At 64.6% G+C, this 16,806-nt stretch carries 18 protein-coding genes; 5 read left to right on the plus strand and 13 right to left on the minus strand.

Annotated elements, in window-relative coordinates; all coding sequences use genetic code 11:
* The first annotated feature begins 55 nt into the window (after positions 1–55).
* On the plus strand, positions 56–1,240 hold the full coding sequence (locus NAO55_RS09855) for a BaiN/RdsA family NAD(P)/FAD-dependent oxidoreductase (RefSeq protein ID WP_102838860.1): 1,185 nt from the start codon (positions 56–58) through the stop codon (positions 1,238–1,240).
* A 28-nt stretch (positions 1,241–1,268) separates the two neighbouring features.
* On the opposite strand, the gene NAO55_RS09860 is transcribed toward NAO55_RS09855, so the two are convergent.
* The 6 genes from NAO55_RS09860 to NAO55_RS09885 form a co-directional block, all read right to left on the minus strand.
* Positions 1,269–1,451, minus strand: a complete 183-nt coding sequence (locus NAO55_RS09860; RefSeq protein ID WP_102838861.1) for a hypothetical protein — start codon at positions 1,449–1,451, stop codon at positions 1,269–1,271.
* A 62-nt stretch (positions 1,452–1,513) separates the two neighbouring features.
* The gene (locus NAO55_RS09865) at positions 1,514–1,819 is read right to left on the minus strand and encodes a hypothetical protein (protein WP_063540735.1); all 306 of its coding nucleotides are present in this window, start codon (positions 1,817–1,819) and stop codon (positions 1,514–1,516) included.
* Between the two features lie 131 nt (positions 1,820–1,950).
* Complete coding sequence (locus NAO55_RS09870; RefSeq protein WP_102838862.1) at positions 1,951–4,197, minus strand: putative bifunctional diguanylate cyclase/phosphodiesterase; 2,247 nt, start codon at positions 4,195–4,197, stop codon at positions 1,951–1,953.
* Positions 4,198–4,412: 215 nt separating this feature from the next.
* Positions 4,413–4,886: a PA2171 family ribosome-binding persister protein gene (locus tag NAO55_RS09875; protein ID WP_063540733.1), complete on the minus strand. Its 474-nt coding sequence runs from the start codon at positions 4,884–4,886 to the stop codon at positions 4,413–4,415.
* An 88-nt stretch (positions 4,887–4,974) separates the two neighbouring features.
* A complete protein-coding gene (locus NAO55_RS09880; protein ID WP_063540732.1) occupies positions 4,975–5,253 on the minus strand; it encodes a DUF3509 domain-containing protein in 279 nt (92 codons plus the stop codon).
* 177 nt (positions 5,254–5,430) lie between these two features.
* Positions 5,431–6,045, minus strand: coding sequence for a class I SAM-dependent methyltransferase (locus NAO55_RS09885; protein ID WP_102838863.1), 615 nt, complete (start codon positions 6,043–6,045; stop codon positions 5,431–5,433).
* Positions 6,046–6,335: 290 nt separating this feature from the next.
* Between NAO55_RS09885 and NAO55_RS09890 the strand changes: the two genes are divergently transcribed.
* The gene (locus tag NAO55_RS09890; protein ID WP_102838864.1) at positions 6,336–6,716 is read left to right on the plus strand and encodes a response regulator; all 381 of its coding nucleotides are present in this window, start codon (positions 6,336–6,338) and stop codon (positions 6,714–6,716) included.
* A 60-nt stretch (positions 6,717–6,776) separates the two neighbouring features.
* Here the strand turns inward: NAO55_RS09890 and fba are convergent, their stop codons facing one another.
* From fba to NAO55_RS09925, 7 genes are all read right to left on the minus strand, one after another.
* Positions 6,777–7,841: a class II fructose-bisphosphate aldolase gene (gene fba / locus NAO55_RS09895; RefSeq protein WP_102838865.1), complete on the minus strand. Its 1,065-nt coding sequence runs from the start codon at positions 7,839–7,841 to the stop codon at positions 6,777–6,779.
* Positions 7,842–8,016: 175 nt separating this feature from the next.
* Positions 8,017–8,352: an MliC family protein gene (locus tag NAO55_RS09900; RefSeq protein ID WP_102838866.1), complete on the minus strand. Its 336-nt coding sequence runs from the start codon at positions 8,350–8,352 to the stop codon at positions 8,017–8,019.
* 20 nt (positions 8,353–8,372) lie between these two features.
* Positions 8,373–8,570, minus strand: coding sequence for a hypothetical protein (locus NAO55_RS09905; protein WP_013984292.1), 198 nt, complete (start codon positions 8,568–8,570; stop codon positions 8,373–8,375).
* Between the two features lie 113 nt (positions 8,571–8,683).
* Entirely contained in the window at positions 8,684–9,844 is a 1,161-nt protein-coding gene (locus tag NAO55_RS09910; RefSeq protein ID WP_102838867.1) for a phosphoglycerate kinase, read from the minus strand.
* A gap of 49 nt (positions 9,845–9,893) precedes the next feature.
* Entirely contained in the window at positions 9,894–10,940 is a 1,047-nt protein-coding gene (epd, locus tag NAO55_RS09915) for an erythrose-4-phosphate dehydrogenase (RefSeq protein WP_063540726.1), read from the minus strand.
* Between the two features lie 106 nt (positions 10,941–11,046).
* Positions 11,047–13,044 (minus strand): transketolase, encoded by a 1,998-nt coding sequence (gene tkt / locus NAO55_RS09920; protein ID WP_102838868.1) that lies wholly within the window; start codon positions 13,042–13,044, stop codon positions 11,047–11,049.
* A 96-nt stretch (positions 13,045–13,140) separates the two neighbouring features.
* The gene (locus NAO55_RS09925) at positions 13,141–14,079 is read right to left on the minus strand and encodes a LysR substrate-binding domain-containing protein (RefSeq protein ID WP_011914928.1); all 939 of its coding nucleotides are present in this window, start codon (positions 14,077–14,079) and stop codon (positions 13,141–13,143) included.
* A gap of 143 nt (positions 14,080–14,222) precedes the next feature.
* Between NAO55_RS09925 and NAO55_RS09930 the strand changes: the two genes are divergently transcribed.
* The 3 genes from NAO55_RS09930 (at position 14,223) to NAO55_RS09940 (ending at position 16,802) form a co-directional block, all read left to right on the plus strand.
* Positions 14,223–15,119 (plus strand): TauD/TfdA family dioxygenase, encoded by an 897-nt coding sequence (locus NAO55_RS09930; RefSeq protein WP_102838869.1) that lies wholly within the window; start codon positions 14,223–14,225, stop codon positions 15,117–15,119.
* Positions 15,116–15,718 carry a LysE family translocator gene (locus NAO55_RS09935; protein ID WP_102838870.1) on the plus strand — a complete coding sequence of 201 codons (603 nt, stop codon included), beginning with the start codon at positions 15,116–15,118 and terminating at the stop codon, positions 15,716–15,718. The genes NAO55_RS09930 and NAO55_RS09935 overlap by 4 nt, the downstream gene beginning before the upstream one ends.
* A gap of 82 nt (positions 15,719–15,800) precedes the next feature.
* Positions 15,801–16,802 carry an ArsR/SmtB family transcription factor gene (locus NAO55_RS09940; RefSeq protein WP_102838871.1) on the plus strand — a complete coding sequence of 334 codons (1,002 nt, stop codon included), beginning with the start codon at positions 15,801–15,803 and terminating at the stop codon, positions 16,800–16,802.
* The last annotated feature ends 4 nt before the right edge of the window (positions 16,803–16,806 follow it).

Genomic DNA, 16,806 nt, shown 5'->3' on the forward strand with positions numbered 1-16,806 from the left:
GCTGCAGCGAAACCGCGAGCGGAGTACCATCGCGCGTTTTCGAACGAGGTATGCATTGGTGCAGACTGACGTGGTGGTAATCGGCGCCGGTGCGGCCGGCCTGATGTGTGCATTCACCGCCGCCGCGCGCGGCCGCCAGGTGCTACTGCTGGACCACGCCAACAAGGCGGGCAAGAAGATCCTCATGTCCGGCGGCGGGCGCTGCAACTTCACCAACCTCTATACCGAGCCGGCCAACTTCCTTTCCAGCAACCCGCACTTCTGCAAGTCCGCGCTGGCGCGCTACACCCAGTGGGACTTCATCGAGATGGTCAGCCGCCACGGCGTGCCCTATCACGAGAAGAAGCTGGGCCAGCTGTTCTGCGATAACAAGTCCAGCGACATCCTCGAGATGCTGCTGGACGAATGCGCGCAGGCCGGAGTCGATCTGCGCCTGGACACCACCGTGACGGCGATCGAGCGGCTCGATCAGGGGTATGCGCTGCAGACCGGCATCGGCTCGGTGCGCTGCCAGTCGCTGGTGATCGCCACTGGCGGGCTGTCGATCCCGACCTTGGGCGCCAGCGGCTTCGGCTACCAGATCGCCCGCCAGTTCGGCCACAACGTGCTGCCGACCCGCGCAGGGCTGGTGCCATTCACCATCACCGACCCGCAACTCAAGACCATCTGTAGCGAACTGTCCGGCACCTCGGTGGAGGATTGCCTGGTCAGCTGCAACGGGCAGAGCTTTCGCGAAAACATCCTGTTCACCCATCGCGGCCTGTCCGGACCGGCGATCCTGCAGATATCGTCGTTCTGGCAGCCGGGCGACGTGGTGCACATCAACCTGCTACCGCATCTCGAGCTCGGCGAATGGCTGGTGACGCAGAAGCAGGAAAGGCCGAACGTCGAACTGAAAACGCTGCTCGGCGAAGTCTTCACGCGCAAGATGGCCGGGCTGCTGTGCGAGCACTGGTTTGACTCCCGACCGTTGAAGCAGTACGGGCCCAGAGAGCTGGAGGCGATCGCGAACAAACTGGCGGACTGGCAGGTGGTACCCGCGGGGACTGAGGGTTACCGGACGGCGGAAGTCACGCTGGGCGGGGTGGATACCCGCGAAGTTTCGTCCAAGACCATGGAATCGCAGAAGTCGCCGGGGCTGTACTTCGTCGGCGAGGTACTGGACGTTACCGGCCACTTGGGCGGGTTCAACTTTCAGTGGGCCTGGGCATCCGGCTACGCCGCCGGCCAGTTCGTCTAGCGGACGCTGCCGGAGCAGGCCGCCCGGATTACTCGTTGGTCCGGTTGGAGGGTGGCGAAATCTCCCGCGGCCCCGCCGGGTCGGTCGCGGTGTTCTGATATTCCTGCTGGTTGCGGGTGTTGTTGTCGTAGGCAGATCTTTCATCGTCCGGCGAGCAGCCCAGCAATGTGAGGGCAGCCAGCGCGCCGGCCAAAGCATGTATCGGCTTCATCTTCGTCTCCGGTTGAGGGCACCCCCGCATGTGCGGAGGCGCCTGGATCAGATGCGCGGCGGTTACTGGGAAGTGCCGGTGCCAGTGCTCGGTGCGGTGCCCGAACCGGACTCGGTGCCCAGCCCGCTGCCGTTGTCGGCCGGTGGGGTTGCCATGCCGCCGGAAGTGCCGGTGCCAGTTCCGGTGCTTGGTGCGGTGCCGGTACCAGTGCCGGTGTCTGCAGGCGGCGTGGTGGTGTTGGTGGAAGGCGCGGCAGGCTGCTCGGTAGTCGCCGGCGGCGGAGTCGGCTCGCGCTCGCGGTCTTCATCCGGACCGCAACCTACCAGCAGAAGTCCGAGCACGGGGGGCAGCAGATAGCTAAGACGCATGATTAACCTCCTTCAGAGTGAACCGGCGGGTGGCCGGCAATCGCTTGAATCGTCAGATTCACAGAAGGTTGACCCTGTCTTGGCACAAGAGTGCCCTGCCCGCCTGGTCGGTTATCAGCAGCGCAGCTCGATCAGCCCGGCAGGGGCTCAGTTGACAGGCGCTCAACTGCCGCCGGACGCCGCAGGCTCCACAGGCCGTCCAGACAACGCTCGCCGTCGAACAGCCGCTGCAACTCCGCCGCCGGGCGCGGCGGGCTGAGCCAGTAGCCCTGGATCGTCCGGCAACCCTCGGTGCCGAGAAAGACCACCTGCTCGCAACGCTCCACGCCCTCGGCGACCACCGCAAGGCCCAGGCTCTGGCCGAGCCCGATGATCGCCCGGCTGATCGCCACCGAATCGGTATCTGTCGGCGCCGCGGCAATGAAGCTGCGATCGACTTTCAGAACATGCAGCGGGTAGCGCTTCAGGTAGCCGAGCGAACAGTAGCCGGTGCCGAAATCGTCCAGCGCCAGGCGCACGCCCAGCGCCGCGATCTCGCGCAGGCAACTGAGCATCATCTCGCTGTCGTGCACCAGCAGCGTTTCGGTGATCTCCAGCAGCAGGCTCTGCGGCGGCAGTCCGGTTTCTTGCAGTACGCGCGCCAGCAGCGCGGCGAAATCAACCTGCTGCAGCTGACGTATCGACAGATTGACCGCGCAGTACAGCAGAGGCTGTCCCGCCTGCTGCCAGCGGCGGACCTGCCGGCAGGCTTCGCGCAGCACCCACTCTCCGACCCGGACGATCTCGCGCGACTCCTCCAGCACCGGAATGAATTCGTTGGGCGCCACCGCCTTGTCATTGAAGCGCCAGCGCAACAGTGCCTCGACGCCAAGCAGATAGGGTTGATCGCCCACCACCCGGCAGATCGGCTGAAAGTGCAAGGTGAATTCGCGGCGGATCAGCGCCTGCGCCAATGCGCTTTCGAGTTCCAGCTGGCGAGCCGCCTTGCTGTGCAGACCATCGCAGAACAGGGCGAACTGGTCCTTGCCGGCGCTCTTGGCCCGGTACAGCGCCAGATCCGCCGCCTGCAGGGCATTGAGCGCCTGTCCGTCGCGCTGCAACGGCGCGATGCCGATGCTGGCGCTGACCGACAGGGTGCGCTCGCCCAGCTGCAGCGGCTCGCGCAGGGCAACCAGCATGCGCTGGGCAACCCGCTCGGCGTCGGCTTCGCAGGCCAGATCGCCGAGCAGGGCGACGAATTCGTCACCGCCGAAACGCGCCAGGTGATCGCCCGGCCGCAGGCAGCGCAGCAACCGCTGCGCCACTTCGACCAGCACCTGGTCGCCGGCGCCATGTCCGAGGCTGTCGTTGATCAGCTTGAAACGGTCCAGATCGACGAAGAGCAACGCGGCGGCACGCCCATGCGGGCGTTGCTGAACCTCCTTGAGCAGCTCTTCAAGGTGCAGGCGGTTGGCCAGCCCGGTCAGCGAATCATGGCGCGCCGCATGCCGCAGGCATTCCTCGGCCGCCTTGCGTGCGCTGATGTCGGTCTGCGAACCGGCCAGGCGCAGCGTGCCCAGCTCGCAGCGCTCGGCGACGCCGCGCAGCAGCACCCAGAGGTACTCACCGCGTTCGGTGCGCACCCGGTACTCGTGGGTCAGCGAGGCGGTGTGTCCGTTGAGATGATCGGCGATGGCCTCGCGCAGGCCCGGCAAGTCGTCCGGATGCACCCGTCCGAACCAGTCGCGGCTGGTGTAGTCGGGCTGCGACGGCATTTCCAGCATGGCGGTCCAGCGCTCGGACAGGTGCAGCCGGTCATGCTCGATGTCCCATTCCCAGATGCCGTCTTCGGAGCCACGCAAGGCGCGGGTCAGACGCGCCTCGCTGTCTTCCACCGCGTGCCGCTGAGCGGCGCTGTAGGTGTCGATGGCCAGAATCATGTCGAAGAAGACGATCTTCAGCAGGCTGTCATAGGCCGCCTGCTGCTCACCTTCGCCCAGCAGCGCCCGCAGCATGTCCGACAGGTACAGCCGGTAAGCGCCGAGATACCATTCCAGATCGACACCGACGCGCTGGTGCACCAAGCCGACCAACAGGCGATCGCGAACGTAGTCACGCTCGTACGGGCCGTTCCAGAGTCGCCGGTAGTAATCCTGCTGACGCTGCTTGAGACGTGCCAGGCCGACCCCATCGTTCTGCATGACCGTTGGCTGGCCGAACGTGGCGAGATGCGTATAAAGCCGCTCGATGAAGGCGTGATGAGCCGGTTCAAAGTCCGCGGCGAGCCGATTCAGGCGCAGCGCATCAGCAGTCTGCCATTGTAGAAAACGCTTTCGCGTCAGGATCTGATCGAGTCCTAGACCAACCCGATGCAGCAGTGACCTCAGCTCGTCTTCCATGCCCGCCCCTGTCGATGCTGGCGCAACCACACTTCCACACCCGGCCTGCAGCCAACTGAGTGTGGTGAGCGCGCCAGCTGATGCTATAAAGCCATCAAGGGTCGCAGCGACGCTTCGTCGCATTATTGATACACGTCAGCAAAGACGATGGTCCGCTCGGAACCTAGGAGGTCGGGGATACCGGGCCGAGCGATCCCGGTATCCAGGCGAACGGATCAGGCGGCCTGCTTGCCAGCCATCTCCTTCTTCAAGCGGGTGCGCAACTGGCTCATCTGCTCACCCATTTCCTCAAGTCGCTTGGCATCGAACAGTTCTCGCGCCTGCGGGAACATCTCCGACTCTTCCTCCTCGATATGGTGCTCGAGCAGTTCCTTGCATACCTTGGCGCGCCCGGAGAATTCCACACTTCCGGGGTCGGTGGCCTTGAGATCCGGTAGCACCAGCGAATCGACGGCGCGATGCTCTTCCTTGGCCTCGTGGAACATCTTCAGTTCTTCCTTGCCGCCCGCTTCCTTGTAGGCCGGATAGAGGATCTGCTCTTCGAGCTGGGTGTGAATGGTCACTTCCATTTCCAGCTTGCTCAGCAGATCGGTGCGCGTCTTCACGGCGCGCTCGGTGGACTCGGTCAAGCGCGTCAGCAGGTCCTTCACGCGCTCATGGTCCTCAATCAGCAGGTCGATGGCGTTCATGTGTTGTCCTCTTCAGCTTCACGGCAAAGGAGCCGAACCGCGACGTTCGGCTCGAAGGGCTGCGGCGTGGGCGGCAGCCGGTAGGGGCTCAGGCGTACTCGTATGTCGGCAGTGCGGTACGGCTCTGGCTCTGCAGATGCGCAATGGATGGAGACATCCCGGCCTCCAGCGCCAGATCCCGGCGAACCGAGCTGACGACCCACTCCAGTTGAATCTTCGTCTGAGTCTGCCCCTTCGACAGCGCTCGCTTGACCAGGGTGCGGTCATCGTTGCGCAGGGTCAGCAGCAAGCCGCCATCCGGGCGTGGCTCGGTGAGTACTTCGAACTCAGGGAAAGCGGCAGTGAGGAATTGTTGTGCAGCGGTCATTGTTCTGTACTCCAGTAAAGTTCCAGCGAACATTACGGGAGCAGCGTTCGTGCCAATCGCGGATTATTATTTTTATTCTTATAAAACAATGAGTTAAGTAAAACTCACATTTCATCCGACCGTGCAAAACGCAACATGAAGTGTGACGCAGCTTGCATTCTGCGGCCTGCGCTACCGCTAAGCCTTGCGCCAGACGCTCGCCAGCCAGGGCTGCTGGGCACGCGGCAAGCCGGCCGGACGATAGTAGTGTTCCAGCTCGGTGAAACCGGCAGCCAGCACCCGCTGGCGCCAGGCAGGCCAGTCGTACCAGACGCCGTAGCGGTCGCCGCTCCATCCTTCCTCGTTGTGACCGCGCGGATTGGAACAGAACAACACCCCGTCCGGCCTCAGGGTTTCGTGCAGCTGCGCCAGCACCCGAGGCAGCTCACGGCTGGGCACATGAAACAGCACCGCGTTGGCGAATACACCGTCGAACGACGCTGACGGCAGCTGCAGCTGCAAGAGGTCTTGTTGCCAGACCTCACAGCCGCTCTCGGCGCGGGCCATGTCGACGAATGCCTCGGTGCCATCCAGTCCTACGGCTACATGCCCTCGCGCCTTGAAAGCCCTGAGATCGCGCCCAGGACCGCAGCCGAGATCAAGGATGCGCAGGGGAGGCTCGGCCCGAATGTGACGCAGAAGGGCATCAATGTTCTGGCTGACGTCATGCTCGCGCGTGCCCTCTCGAAAGGCCTGTGCATTGCTTCGGTAATGATCGAGCGTGCGCTGTGCCGCGCTCCACGGGTCGCTCATGGTCTCTCCTGCAAGAATGATCAAGGGCAACCCTAGCGCGGCTGGGCGCCCCCGGCTAGGCGCCCCCAGCTAGGCGCCCCCAGCTAGGCGCCCCCAGCTAAAGTCGACATTGAGCGCAGTGCTGAAAGCGTCGAGTATGATCGCAAGCGTGCACCAGCGCACAGCGGCAGCCGACACGACGACCGTTCAGCCGCAGGACTGAAACTTGCAGCGCGTAACCTGTCGAAACCCTGTCCGGCTCCTTGCTACGGGCGGGCATGCAGCACGTAAACGCAACATCGAGACCCACCATGAATCACGCCCTGCCAAAAATCGTACTGCTCGTCGAAGACGAGCCGCATATCCTCAGCCTGCTCTCGGATTATCTGGCCGGAGAGGGCTATCAGGTGCTGGAAGCGGACAGTGCGCCCAAGGCTTTCGAAATCCTGGCGACCAAGCCACATCTGGATCTGCTGGTCACCGACTTCCGCCTGCCGGGCAACGTCTCGGGGGTAATGATCGCCGATCCCGCGCTCAAGCTGCGACCAGAGCTCAAGGTGATCTTCATCAGCGGCTACCCCATCGAGATCTACGAATCCGGCAGCCCCATCGCCCGCTCGGCGCCGGTGCTGGCCAAGCCCTTCGCGCTGGATACCCTGCGCTGCCAGATCCAGGAGCTGCTCGCCAGCTGAGACTGCCGGCGCGCAGAAACGAAAAAGCCCGCATCAGCGGGCTTTTTCATGTCCGAGCGATCAGTTGATCTTCGGATCCAGCTCGCCATTGGCATAGCGCTGGAACATGCCTTCCAGCGAGATCGGCTTGATCTTGCTGGCATTGCCGGCAGTGCCGAAGGCTTCGTAGCGGGCGATGCAGATGTCGCGCATTGCGGCGACGGTCTTGGCCAGGTACTTGCGCGGGTCGAACTCGCTGGGGTTCTTCGCCAGGAATTCGCGGATCGCGCCGGTGGAGGCCAGACGCAGGTCGGTGTCGATGTTGACCTTGCGCACGCCGTACTTGATGCCCTCGACGATCTCCTCGACCGGCACGCCGTAGGTTTCGCCGATCTCGCCGCCGTACTCGTTGATGATCTTCAGCCACTCCTGCGGCACCGACGAGGAACCGTGCATCACCAGATGGGTATCCGGGATGCGCGCATGGATTTCCTTGATGCGCTGGATCGAAAGCGTGTCGCCGGTCGGCGGCTTGGTGAACTTGTAGGCGCCGTGGCTGGTGCCGATGGCGATCGCCAGGGCGTCGACCTTGGTCTTGGCGACGAAGTCGGCAGCCTCTTCCGGATCGGTCAGCAGCTGGCTGTGATCGAGCACGCCCTCGGCGCCGACGCCGTCTTCCTCGCCGGCCATGCCGGTTTCCAGGCTGCCCAGGCAACCCAGCTCGCCTTCCACGGAGACGCCGCAGGCATGGGCGAAGGCCACGGTCTGCTGGGTGACGCGCACGTTGTAGTCATAGTCGGCCGGGGTCTTGCCGTCCGCCTTCAACGAGCCATCCATCATCACCGAGCTGAAACCCAGCTGGATCGAGCGCTGGCAGACGTCCGGGCTGGTGCCGTGGTCCTGGTGCATGCACACCGGGATGTGCGGGAATTCTTCGATCGCCGCCAGGATCAGATGACGCAGGAACGGCGCACCGGCATATTTGCGCGCACCGGCGGAAGCCTGGACGATCACCGGGGAATCGGTCTTGTCGGCCGCTTCCATGATGGCGCGCATCTGCTCGAGGTTGTTGACGTTGAAGGCCGGCACGCCGTAGCCGAACTCGGCGGCGTGGTCGAGCATCTGGCGCATGCTGATGAGTGCCATGTTTTCCTTTCTCCCGGTCTGGGTCGTTTGATCGTGTAGAGCCTGCCGCAGTGGCCGACGCTGTTCAAGCGCCGCACGCTGGGCGCGGCATTGTAGAGGCGGGAGCGACAAATGCCAGCGTCCCGCCAGCTTTCAGTTCCTGCCCCGCAGCTGCGGGGCGTTCGCAACGTGTCGCCTAGAGGCTGATGAGCGATGCGCTGCAGCCGTGGGCCAGCACCTTGTCATCGGTGACGCGATACACCAGCGCCTGGTTGCCCCTGTCATGGAAAGCGATTACGCCATCGCTATAGAAAGTGCCATGCGTTGCCGGTTCCTTGCGCAACGTATGAATCCGCTCACTGTCGCCGATCTTCAGATCGATGACGTTGCGCTCGGCATTGGCATAGCGCCAGGCGATGTGCTGCTGGCTCTGGCACTTCCAGCGCACAAACGGTGCGTCCGGGCCGGACTGCCAGTGCCCGCACCCGCCGAGCAGTAGCGCAACGAGCAGCATGGGCAAGCCTTTGTTCATTCCATCTCCTCGAGGCGAAATCAGTCCGGACAGTCTTGCAGTCCGCCCTGGGTAACGACGGTCGGATCGCCAGTGGCCTGCATCTGCATGCGCTGATCATGCTCGGCGGTCGGGCTGAGCACCGGCGGCGGATCGAGCACCTGACAGGCGGTATCCGGTGAATTGCCGGCGCAACCAGCCAGGCCCAGGCAACAAACGGCAACAGCGATGTAGCGCATGGGGAATCCCCTTTCCTTGTTCCGATAAGAACAAAGACCACGGCGAGCCGCCGGGGTTGCCGCTTGCATCAGCGGGCAGCCAGTACCGAGGACGACACTGGCTGCCCGATCGGTCAGCTGGCGCGCTGTTCCAGCACCTCGACCGCCGGCAGCACCTTGCCCTCGACGAACTCGAGGAAAGCGCCGCCGCCGGTGGAAATGTAGGAGATCTGCTCGGCCACGCCGTACTTGTCGATCGCCGCCAGGGTGTCGCCACCGCCGGCAATGGAGAACGCCGGGCTCTGGGCGATGGCCTGGGCCAGCACCTTGGTGCCGTTGCCGAACTGGTCGAATTCGAACACGCCCACCGGACCGTTCCAGAGGATGGTCTGCGAAGCCTTGAGCATCTCGCCGAACATGGCTGCGGTCTTCGGCCCGATGTCCAGGATCATGTCGTCGTCGGCGACGTCGGCGATGGCCTTGACCGTGGCCTCGGCGCTCTCGGCGAACTCCTTGGCGACCACCACATCCACCGGCAGCGGCACGGCGACCTTGGCGGCGATGGCCTTGGCGGTGTCGATCAGATCGGCCTCGTGCAGCGACTTGCCGACCTTGTAGCCGGCCGCGGCGAGGAAGGTGTTGGCGATGCCGCCGCCGACGATCAGCTGGTCGCAGATGTCGGCCAGCGAGGTCAGCACGTCGAGCTTGGTCGATACCTTGGAGCCGGCGACGATGGCCACCATCGGCCGCTGCGGCTTGTCCAGCGCCTTGCCCAGCGCATCCAGCTCGGCGGCCAGCAGCGGGCCGGCGCAGGCGACCTTGGCGAACTTGGCCACCCCATGGGTCGAGCCCTGGGCGCGGTGGGCGGTGCCGAAGGCGTCCATGACGAAGACGTCGCAGAGGGCAGCGTACTGCTGCGCCAGCTCGTCGGTGTTCTTCTTCTCGCCCTTGTTGAAGCGCACGTTCTCCAGCAGCACCAGCTCACCCGGCTTGACCTCGACACCGTCCAGGTAATCCTTGACCAGCGGCACCTCACGGCCGAGGGCCTTGGACAGGTAGTCGGCGACCGGCTTGAGGCTGTCTTCCTCGCTGTAGACGCCCTCTTCCGGACGGCCCAGGTGCGAGCAGACCAGCACCGCGGCGCCTTTCTCCAGCGCCAGCTTGATGGTCGGCAACGAAGCCAGGATGCGCGCATCGCTCTTCACCGCGCCATCCTTCACCGGCACGTTGAGATCCTCGCGGATCAGCACGCGCTTACCCTGGAGGTCGAGATCGGTCATCTTCAAAACGGTCATGTTGGTCTTCCTTAAGGTCGAGAAGCAGCGATGTTGCAAGCGCGTGCCGCTACGGGCGATGGGCCACGCGCAGGTAATGGTCGGTGACGTCGAGCATGCGGTTGGCGAACCCCCATTCGTTGTCGAACCAAGCCAGCAGGTTCACCAGGCGCGGGCCGGAGGCACGGGTCAGGCTGCCGTCGACGATCGCCGAATGCGGGTCGTGGTTGAAGTCGCAACTGGCATGCGGCAACTCCGTGTAGGCCAGCAATCCCTGCAACGGGCCGCTTTCGGCGGCCTCGCGCAACACCTTGTTGATGGTCTGCGCATCGGTATCGCTCGCCGTCTGCAGCGTGATGTCCAGGCAGGAGACGTTCACCGTCGGCACCCGCACGGCTTTGGCCTGAATCCGCCCGGAGAGTTCCGGCAGCAGGCGTTCGATGCCTTTTGCCAGGCCGGTGGACACCGGAATCACCGACTGAAAGGCCGAGCGAGTGCGGCGCAGGTCATCGTGATGGTAGGCGTCGATCACCGGCTGGTCGTTCATCGCCGAGTGGATGGTGGTGATCGAGGCGAACTCGATGCCCACCGCATCGTTGAGCAGCTTGAGCAACGGCACACCGCAGTTGGTGGTGCAGGAGGCGTTGGACACCAGCCGCTCGGACCCCGTCAGCTGCCCCTGATTGATGCCCATCACCACCGTGGCGTCGACATCCGCCGCGCTGGCCATCGGCTGGGAAAACAGTACCCGCGGCACACCCGCCGCAAGGAAGCGCTCGCCATCGGCACGGCTGGTATACGCGCCGGAGCACTCCAGCACCAGATCGACGTCGAGCGCCCGCCAATCGATGGCTTCCGGGGTCGACTCGCGCAGCACCTTCACGCAGTGCCCGTTCAGATGCAGGCAATCGCCGTCCACGCCCACTTCGCCGGGGAAACGACCATGAGTGGAATCGAAGCGGGTGAGGTATTCCAGGCTGGCCATGTCGGCCAGGTCGTTGAGGGCAACGAACTGGAAATCGAAGGCAGCGCCGCGCTCATAGAAGGCACGCAGCACGCAGCGACCGATGCGGCCGTAACCGTTGAGGGCGACGCGATAGGGACGGGCGTTGGCCATGGGAGTCGTCGGTCCTGGCGGTGGGAAACCGCTGCGCGGGTTTTCCACCCTACGCAAGGGGGCGTGACGTAGGGTGGATGACCAGAGTCATCCACCGCCGCTCGATTCAGTCTTCCAGCAGCTCTTCGGCCACCGAGAGGATGTTGTCGACGGTGAAGCCGAATTCCTCGAACAGCTGACCGGCCGGAGCCGACTCGCCGTAGGTGGTCATGCCGATGATGCGGCCGTCGAGACCGACGTACTTGTACCAGTAGTCCGCATGGGCCGCCTCGATGGCGATGCGCGCACCGACTTCCACCGGCAGTACCTGCTGCTTGTAGGCCGCGTCCTGGGCGTCGAACACGCTGGTGCAGGGCATCGAGACGACGCGCACCTTGCGGCCCTGCTCGGTCAGCTTGTCGGCAGCCTGCACCGCCAGGCTGACTTCCGAACCGGTGGCGATCAGGATCAGCTCCGGCTCGCCGGCGCAGTTCTTCAGGATGTAGCCGCCGCGGGCGATGGCCGCTTCGGTTTCATTGTCGCGCACATGGAACGGCAGGTTCTGCCGCGAGAAGATCAGCGCGCTCGGGCCGTCCTTGCGCTCGACCGCGTGCTTCCAGGCCACCGCGGACTCGACGGTGTCGGCCGGGCGCCAGGTGTCCAGATTCGGCGTGGTGCGCAGGGCGACCAGCTGCTCGACCGGCTGGTGGGTCGGACCGTCTTCGCCGAGGCCGATGGAATCGTGGGTGAACACGTAGATCACCCGCTGTTTCATCAGCGCCGACATGCGCACGGCGTTGCGGGCGTATTCCATGAACATCAGGAAGGTCGCGCCGTAGGGGATCAGGCCGCCGTGCAGGGCGACGCCGTTCATGATCGCGGCCATGCCGAACTCGCGCACGCCGTAATACATGTAGTTGCCCGAAGCATCCTCGGCCACCACCGGCTTGCAGCCCTTCCACAGGGTCAGGTTGGAGCCGGCCAGGTCCGCCGAGCCGCCAAGCAGCTCCGGCAGCAGCGGGCCGAAGGCGTTCAGGCAGTTCTGGCTGGCCTTGCGGCTGGCGATGGTTTCGCCCTTGGTGGCGACTTCACGGATGAACTCGCTGGCCTTCTCGGCGAAGTCCGCCGGCAGCTCGCCGGCCATGCGCCGCTTGAACTCGGCAGCCAGCGCCGGGAACTCGGCCTCATAGGCGGCGAAGCGCTTGTTCCACTCGTTCTCGGCATCGGCGCCCTTCTGCTTGGCATCCCACTCGGCGTAGATCTCGGCGGGGATTTCGAACGGCGGGTGGTTCCAGCCCAGCGCTTCGCGGGTCAGGGCGATTTCAGCATCGCCCAGGGCAGCGCCGTGGGACTCTTCCTTGCCCTGCTTGTTCGGCGAGCCGAAGCCGATGATCGTCTTGCAGCAGATCAGTGTCGGGCGGTCGCTTTTGCGCGCGGTTTCCAGCGCCATCTGAATCTCGTCGGCGTCATGCCCGTCGACATTGCGGATCACCTGCCAGCCGTAGGCCTCGAAGCGACGCGGGGTGTCGTCGGTGAACCAGCCATGCACCTCGCCATCGATGGAGATGCCGTTGTCATCGTAGAAGGCGATCAGCTTGTTCAGCCCCAAGGTACCGGCCAGCGAGCAGACCTCGTGGCTGATGCCTTCCATCATGCAGCCGTCGCCGAGGAACACGTAGGTATTGTGGTCGACGATCTCGTGGCCGGGGCGGTTGAACTGCGCGGCCATGATCTTCTCCGCCAGGGCGAAGCCGACGGCGTTGGCCAGGCCCTGACCCAGCGGGCCGGTGGTGGTCTCGACGCCGGCGGTGTAGCCGAACTCCGGGTGGCCCGGGGTCTTGCTGTGCAGCTGGCGGAAGTTCTTCAGGTCATCGATGGACAGGTCGTAGCCGGTCAGGTGCAGCAGCGAGTAGATCAGCATCGAGCCATGGCCGTTGGACAGCACGAAGCGATCGCGGTCGGCCCACTGCGGGTTGGTCGGACTGTGCTTCAGGTGGTCGCGCCAGAGCACTTCGGCGATGTCCGCCATGCCCATGGGGGCACCGGGATGGCCGCTGTTGGCTTTCTGCACGGCATCCATGCTGAGTGCGCGGATGGCATTGGCTCGCTCACGACGGCTGGGCATCGCTGAATCTCCTGCGGGGGTGTACCTGGAAAAAGGCGGCCATTTTCCCCTACCGAGGGTGGCCGGGGCAATGACTGAATGCCCTGGCAAGTACCGTCAATCCAACAGCTCGATGCCCTGCCCGGTGACATCCGGCAGGTGCTCGAGCAGATAGTCGCGCATGCGCGTCAATGTGGAAGACTCGTTGTCGCCGGCTGGCCAGACCAGGTAGTAGCTGTCGCCGGATTTGACCGCCTGCCCGAACGGCAGCACCAGGCTGCCGCGTTGCAGCTCGGCACCGACCAGCGCCAGATCACCGATCGACACGCCATGCCCCTGAGCAGCGGCGGAGATGCCCAGCTCCAGTGTGTCGAACAGCTTGCCCTGCTGCCAGGCGACCTCGTCCGCCCGCCCGGTGCGCTGCAGCCAGCGCCGCCAGTCACGGCAGTCGCGCGACGGATGGATCAGCTCGGCCTGCGCCAGCTGCTGCGTGCTCCACGGCGCGGCCCCGAGCAGCTCGGGCGCACAGACTGGCACCAGCCATTCATCGAACAGCTTGACCCGGCGCCAGTCGGCGGGAAAGCCGCCATTGCCGAGCAGGATCGCGCAGTCGAACGGCTCGCTGTGGAAGTCCACGGCGTCCAGGTCCATCCAGGCGCTGGTCAGCTGCACGCGGTTCTGCGGGTTGGCCACCTGGAAGCCTTCCAGCGTGGCGAGCAGCCAGCGCATGGTCAGCGTCGAGGGCGCCTTGAGACGCAACGCGCCGCGCTGTCGGGTAACCGCGACGCAGGCATTCTCGATGGTCCGAAACCCGACCCTCAGCTCCTGCGCCAGCAAACGACCGGCATCGGTCAGGAGCAGCCGCGGACCGTGGCGTTCGAACAACTGGCAGCCGAGGTGCTCTTCCAACGTCTTCACATGCCGACTGATCGCGCTCTGCGTGATGAACAGGCTCTGCGCCGCCTGGGTGAAGGAGCCGAAACGCGCCGCCGCCTCGAAGGCCCGCAGGGCATAGAGCGGCGGCATGCGCAACGATTCAGCCGCTCCGTCATGCATGACTTTTACTCATGCTTTCTCCTCGTTTTTTCCGTTTTTCATCGCATCCGACGCCGCCAATACTGCGCCAGCACAAGGCTCAAGGCCAATACCGGGCCACCGCCTGTCATCGCCCAGCAACAATAAAACTCAGGGAACGATGCATGCAAAACGATCATTACGAACAGCTTCTGGCCAACGCGGTGGCACAGGGTGTACTGCGCCATGAGCAGATCGGTCAGATCATCAACTTCCGCCTGTTCGGCAATAAGCAAGGCTTCCTGCTGCTGGAAAACCTGCCGATCGGCGATATCCCGCCCACGCCCGTCAGCCGCGAGGACATTCGCAAACCGGATGACAGCAGCGAACGCCTGCTGCTGCAGGCGACCGCCCTGCTCGGCGAGCCGATCGGCTACACCCAGGAGTCCGATGGCTGCATCGTCAACAATTTCTTCCCGCAACAAGCGCTGTCACGGGCGGCCACTTCCGACAGTTTCGACACCGAACTGGACCTGCACACGGAAAACGCCTTCCATGCCGTCCTGCCCGATCATCTGGTTCTGCTCTGCCTGCGCCAGGACCCGGCAGCCGAAGCGGTGACCTACATCGCCTCGATCGAGCGCATCCTGCAGCGCCTGACCTTCGAGGAGCAGGCGTTCTTTCTCACCGAGCCGTACAACTTCCTCTCCGACTACGGACCGACTTCGAAGAACCAGCGCATCGACATCAATCGCCACCAGACGGTGCTCTACGGTGATCCGGATGCGCCGTTCTTCCGCTTCGACCCGCACTTCATGCAGGCCTTCAGCAACCGTGCCCAGCAGCTGCTGGACAAGCTGCGCAGCATCGCCTGGGACGTGGTCGAGCCGGTACGACTGAATCGTGGCGACCTGCTGATCATCGACAACCGCCGCACCGCCCATGCGCGCAGCCCGTTCAGCGCCCGCTTCGACGGCAGCGACCGCTGGATACAGCGGGCATTCGCCATTTCCAATCCCAACTTCTACACCGAGCGCCTGGGCAATCGCAGCCGGGTCTTCGGCCTGGTGACCGAACTATGACCGCCACCTACCTCGCCTTTGCCGCCGCCGTTGCCCTGCTGATCGCCTCGCCCGGCCCCGTCGTCGCCCTGGTGGTGGCCGACGCCCGCCGCCGCTGGCCGCTGTGGACGATTCTCGGTGGCGTGGTATCGGCCCAGGTACTGATGATCGCCGCGCTGGTGATGATCTACCTGGCGCTGGACCTGCAACCGATCGTGCTCGAGGCCGGCCAGATCCTTGGCGGGCTCTACCTTATCTGGCTCGGCTGCGACGGCCTGTGTGGCGGCCGCAGCGACACCGCCACGCCAACCCGCAGTGAAGCGCACTATTTCTGGCGGGCCATGGCGGTGGGCCTGTCCAACCCGAAGGACATCCTGTTCTTCCTCGCCTTTCTGCCCGGCTTCATCCTGCCCGCGCAGCCGTTCGCGCCGCAGGCAATGGTGCTCATCCTGATCTGGGCAATCATCGACCTGAGCATCCTGCTCACCTACAGCCTGCTGTCGCGTCGCCTGGCCGGCGAAGGGCTGATCCAGCGCCTGCTGGATATCCTGCCCAACTACTTCCTCATCGGCCTGGGTCTGGTCTCCTGCACCCTCGGACTGTCCCGCCTGCTGCATTGACCCTGCGCCAGCAAGGGCAATATCAAAACTTTTTGATATTGCCCTTGCTGGGTGAAAACGGTCCGACTAGACTTCGCGGCCTATGAGCCTGCGCTTTCCCCAGATCCGTTACGACGCCAGTGACCAGCTCGCCGCCCTGTGCAAGGCCGGCGGCGATGCGCTGCGGCTGAACGTGCTGCGCGCGTTGGCCAGCGACTCGTTCGGCGTGCTGGAGCTGGCGCAGATCTTCGCCACCGGCCAGTCGGGAATGAGCCATCACCTCAAGGTGCTGACCCAGGCCGGGCTGCTGGCGACCCGCCGCGAAGGCAATGCCGTGTTCTACCGGCGCAGCCTGCCGCAGCTCGACAGCCTCGGCGGCAGGCTGCATGCGGCGCTGCTGGAAGAAGCGGACCGCCTGGAACTGCCGCGCAAGATCGAGGCGCGCATCGCCGCCGTGCACGCCCAGCGCAGTGCCGCCAGCGAGGATTTCTTCGCGCGCATGGCCGACAGCTTCCAGGCCCGCCAGGATCTGATCGCCGGCCTGCCGCAGTACCGCGACAGCGTGGTGGCCCTGCTCGACGCGCTGAACTTCGCTGCCGACGCCACGGCGCTGGAAGTCGGCCCCGGCGACGGCAGCTTTTTACCGGAACTGGCTGGTCGCTTCGCCCGCGTCATGGCGCTGGACAACAGCCCGGCCATGCTCGACCTGGCGCGTGCCCGCTGCGAACAGGAGGGGCTCGACAACGTCGAGCTGAAGCTCGCCGACGCACTGCACGACGACTGCCGGCCAGCCGACTGTGTGGTGTTGAACATGGTGCTGCATCACCTGGCAGCGCCGGGCGAGGCAATGAAACAACTGGCACGGCTGGTGAACGCAGGCGGTAGTCTGCTGGTCACGGAGCTGTGCAGCCACAACCAGAGTTGGGCCAGGGAGGCCTGCGGCGATCTCTGGTTGGGCTTCGAACAGGACGATCTGGCCCGTTGGGCCGATGCCGCGGGGCTCACGCCCGGCGAGAGCCTCTACATTGGCTTGAAAAACGGTTTTCAGATCCAGGCCCGGTGCTTTTCCCGGTCCGCTCCTGACGACCGACTCACCCACCGGTAATAGG

The organism is Stutzerimonas frequens (genome assembly GCF_024448335.1).
Classification (GTDB): Bacteria; Pseudomonadota; Gammaproteobacteria; order Pseudomonadales; family Pseudomonadaceae; genus Stutzerimonas; species Stutzerimonas frequens.

Bases quoted from the DNA above. Each gene is read 5' to 3' on its own strand.
- NAO55_RS09860 (WP_102838861.1), bottom strand. From the start codon at position 1,451: ATGAAGCCGATACATGCTTTGGCCGGCGCGCTGGCTGCCCTCACATTG.
- NAO55_RS09865 (WP_063540735.1), bottom strand. From the start codon at position 1,819: ATGCGTCTTAGCTATCTGCTGCCCCCCGTGCTCGGACTTCTGCTGGTA.
- NAO55_RS09870 (WP_102838862.1), bottom strand. From the start codon at position 4,197: ATGGAAGACGAGCTGAGGTCACTGCTGCATCGGGTTGGTCTAGGACTC.
- NAO55_RS09875 (WP_063540733.1), bottom strand. From the start codon at position 4,886: ATGAACGCCATCGACCTGCTGATTGAGGACCATGAGCGCGTGAAGGAC.
- NAO55_RS09880 (WP_063540732.1), bottom strand. From the start codon at position 5,253: ATGACCGCTGCACAACAATTCCTCACTGCCGCTTTCCCTGAGTTCGAA.
- NAO55_RS09885 (WP_102838863.1), bottom strand. From the start codon at position 6,045: ATGAGCGACCCGTGGAGCGCGGCACAGCGCACGCTCGATCATTACCGA.
- NAO55_RS09890 (WP_102838864.1), top strand. From the start codon at position 6,336: ATGAATCACGCCCTGCCAAAAATCGTACTGCTCGTCGAAGACGAGCCG.
- fba (WP_102838865.1), bottom strand. From the start codon at position 7,841: ATGGCACTCATCAGCATGCGCCAGATGCTCGACCACGCCGCCGAGTTC.
- NAO55_RS09900 (WP_102838866.1), bottom strand. From the start codon at position 8,352: ATGAACAAAGGCTTGCCCATGCTGCTCGTTGCGCTACTGCTCGGCGGG.
- NAO55_RS09905 (WP_013984292.1), bottom strand. From the start codon at position 8,570: ATGCGCTACATCGCTGTTGCCGTTTGTTGCCTGGGCCTGGCTGGTTGC.
- NAO55_RS09910 (WP_102838867.1), bottom strand. From the start codon at position 9,844: ATGACCGTTTTGAAGATGACCGATCTCGACCTCCAGGGTAAGCGCGTG.
- epd (WP_063540726.1), bottom strand. From the start codon at position 10,940: ATGGCCAACGCCCGTCCCTATCGCGTCGCCCTCAACGGTTACGGCCGC.
- tkt (WP_102838868.1), bottom strand. From the start codon at position 13,044: ATGCCCAGCCGTCGTGAGCGAGCCAATGCCATCCGCGCACTCAGCATG.
- NAO55_RS09925 (WP_011914928.1), bottom strand. From the start codon at position 14,079: ATGCATGACGGAGCGGCTGAATCGTTGCGCATGCCGCCGCTCTATGCC.
- NAO55_RS09930 (WP_102838869.1), top strand. From the start codon at position 14,223: ATGCAAAACGATCATTACGAACAGCTTCTGGCCAACGCGGTGGCACAG.
- NAO55_RS09935 (WP_102838870.1), top strand. From the start codon at position 15,116: ATGACCGCCACCTACCTCGCCTTTGCCGCCGCCGTTGCCCTGCTGATC.
- NAO55_RS09940 (WP_102838871.1), top strand. From the start codon at position 15,801: ATGAGCCTGCGCTTTCCCCAGATCCGTTACGACGCCAGTGACCAGCTC.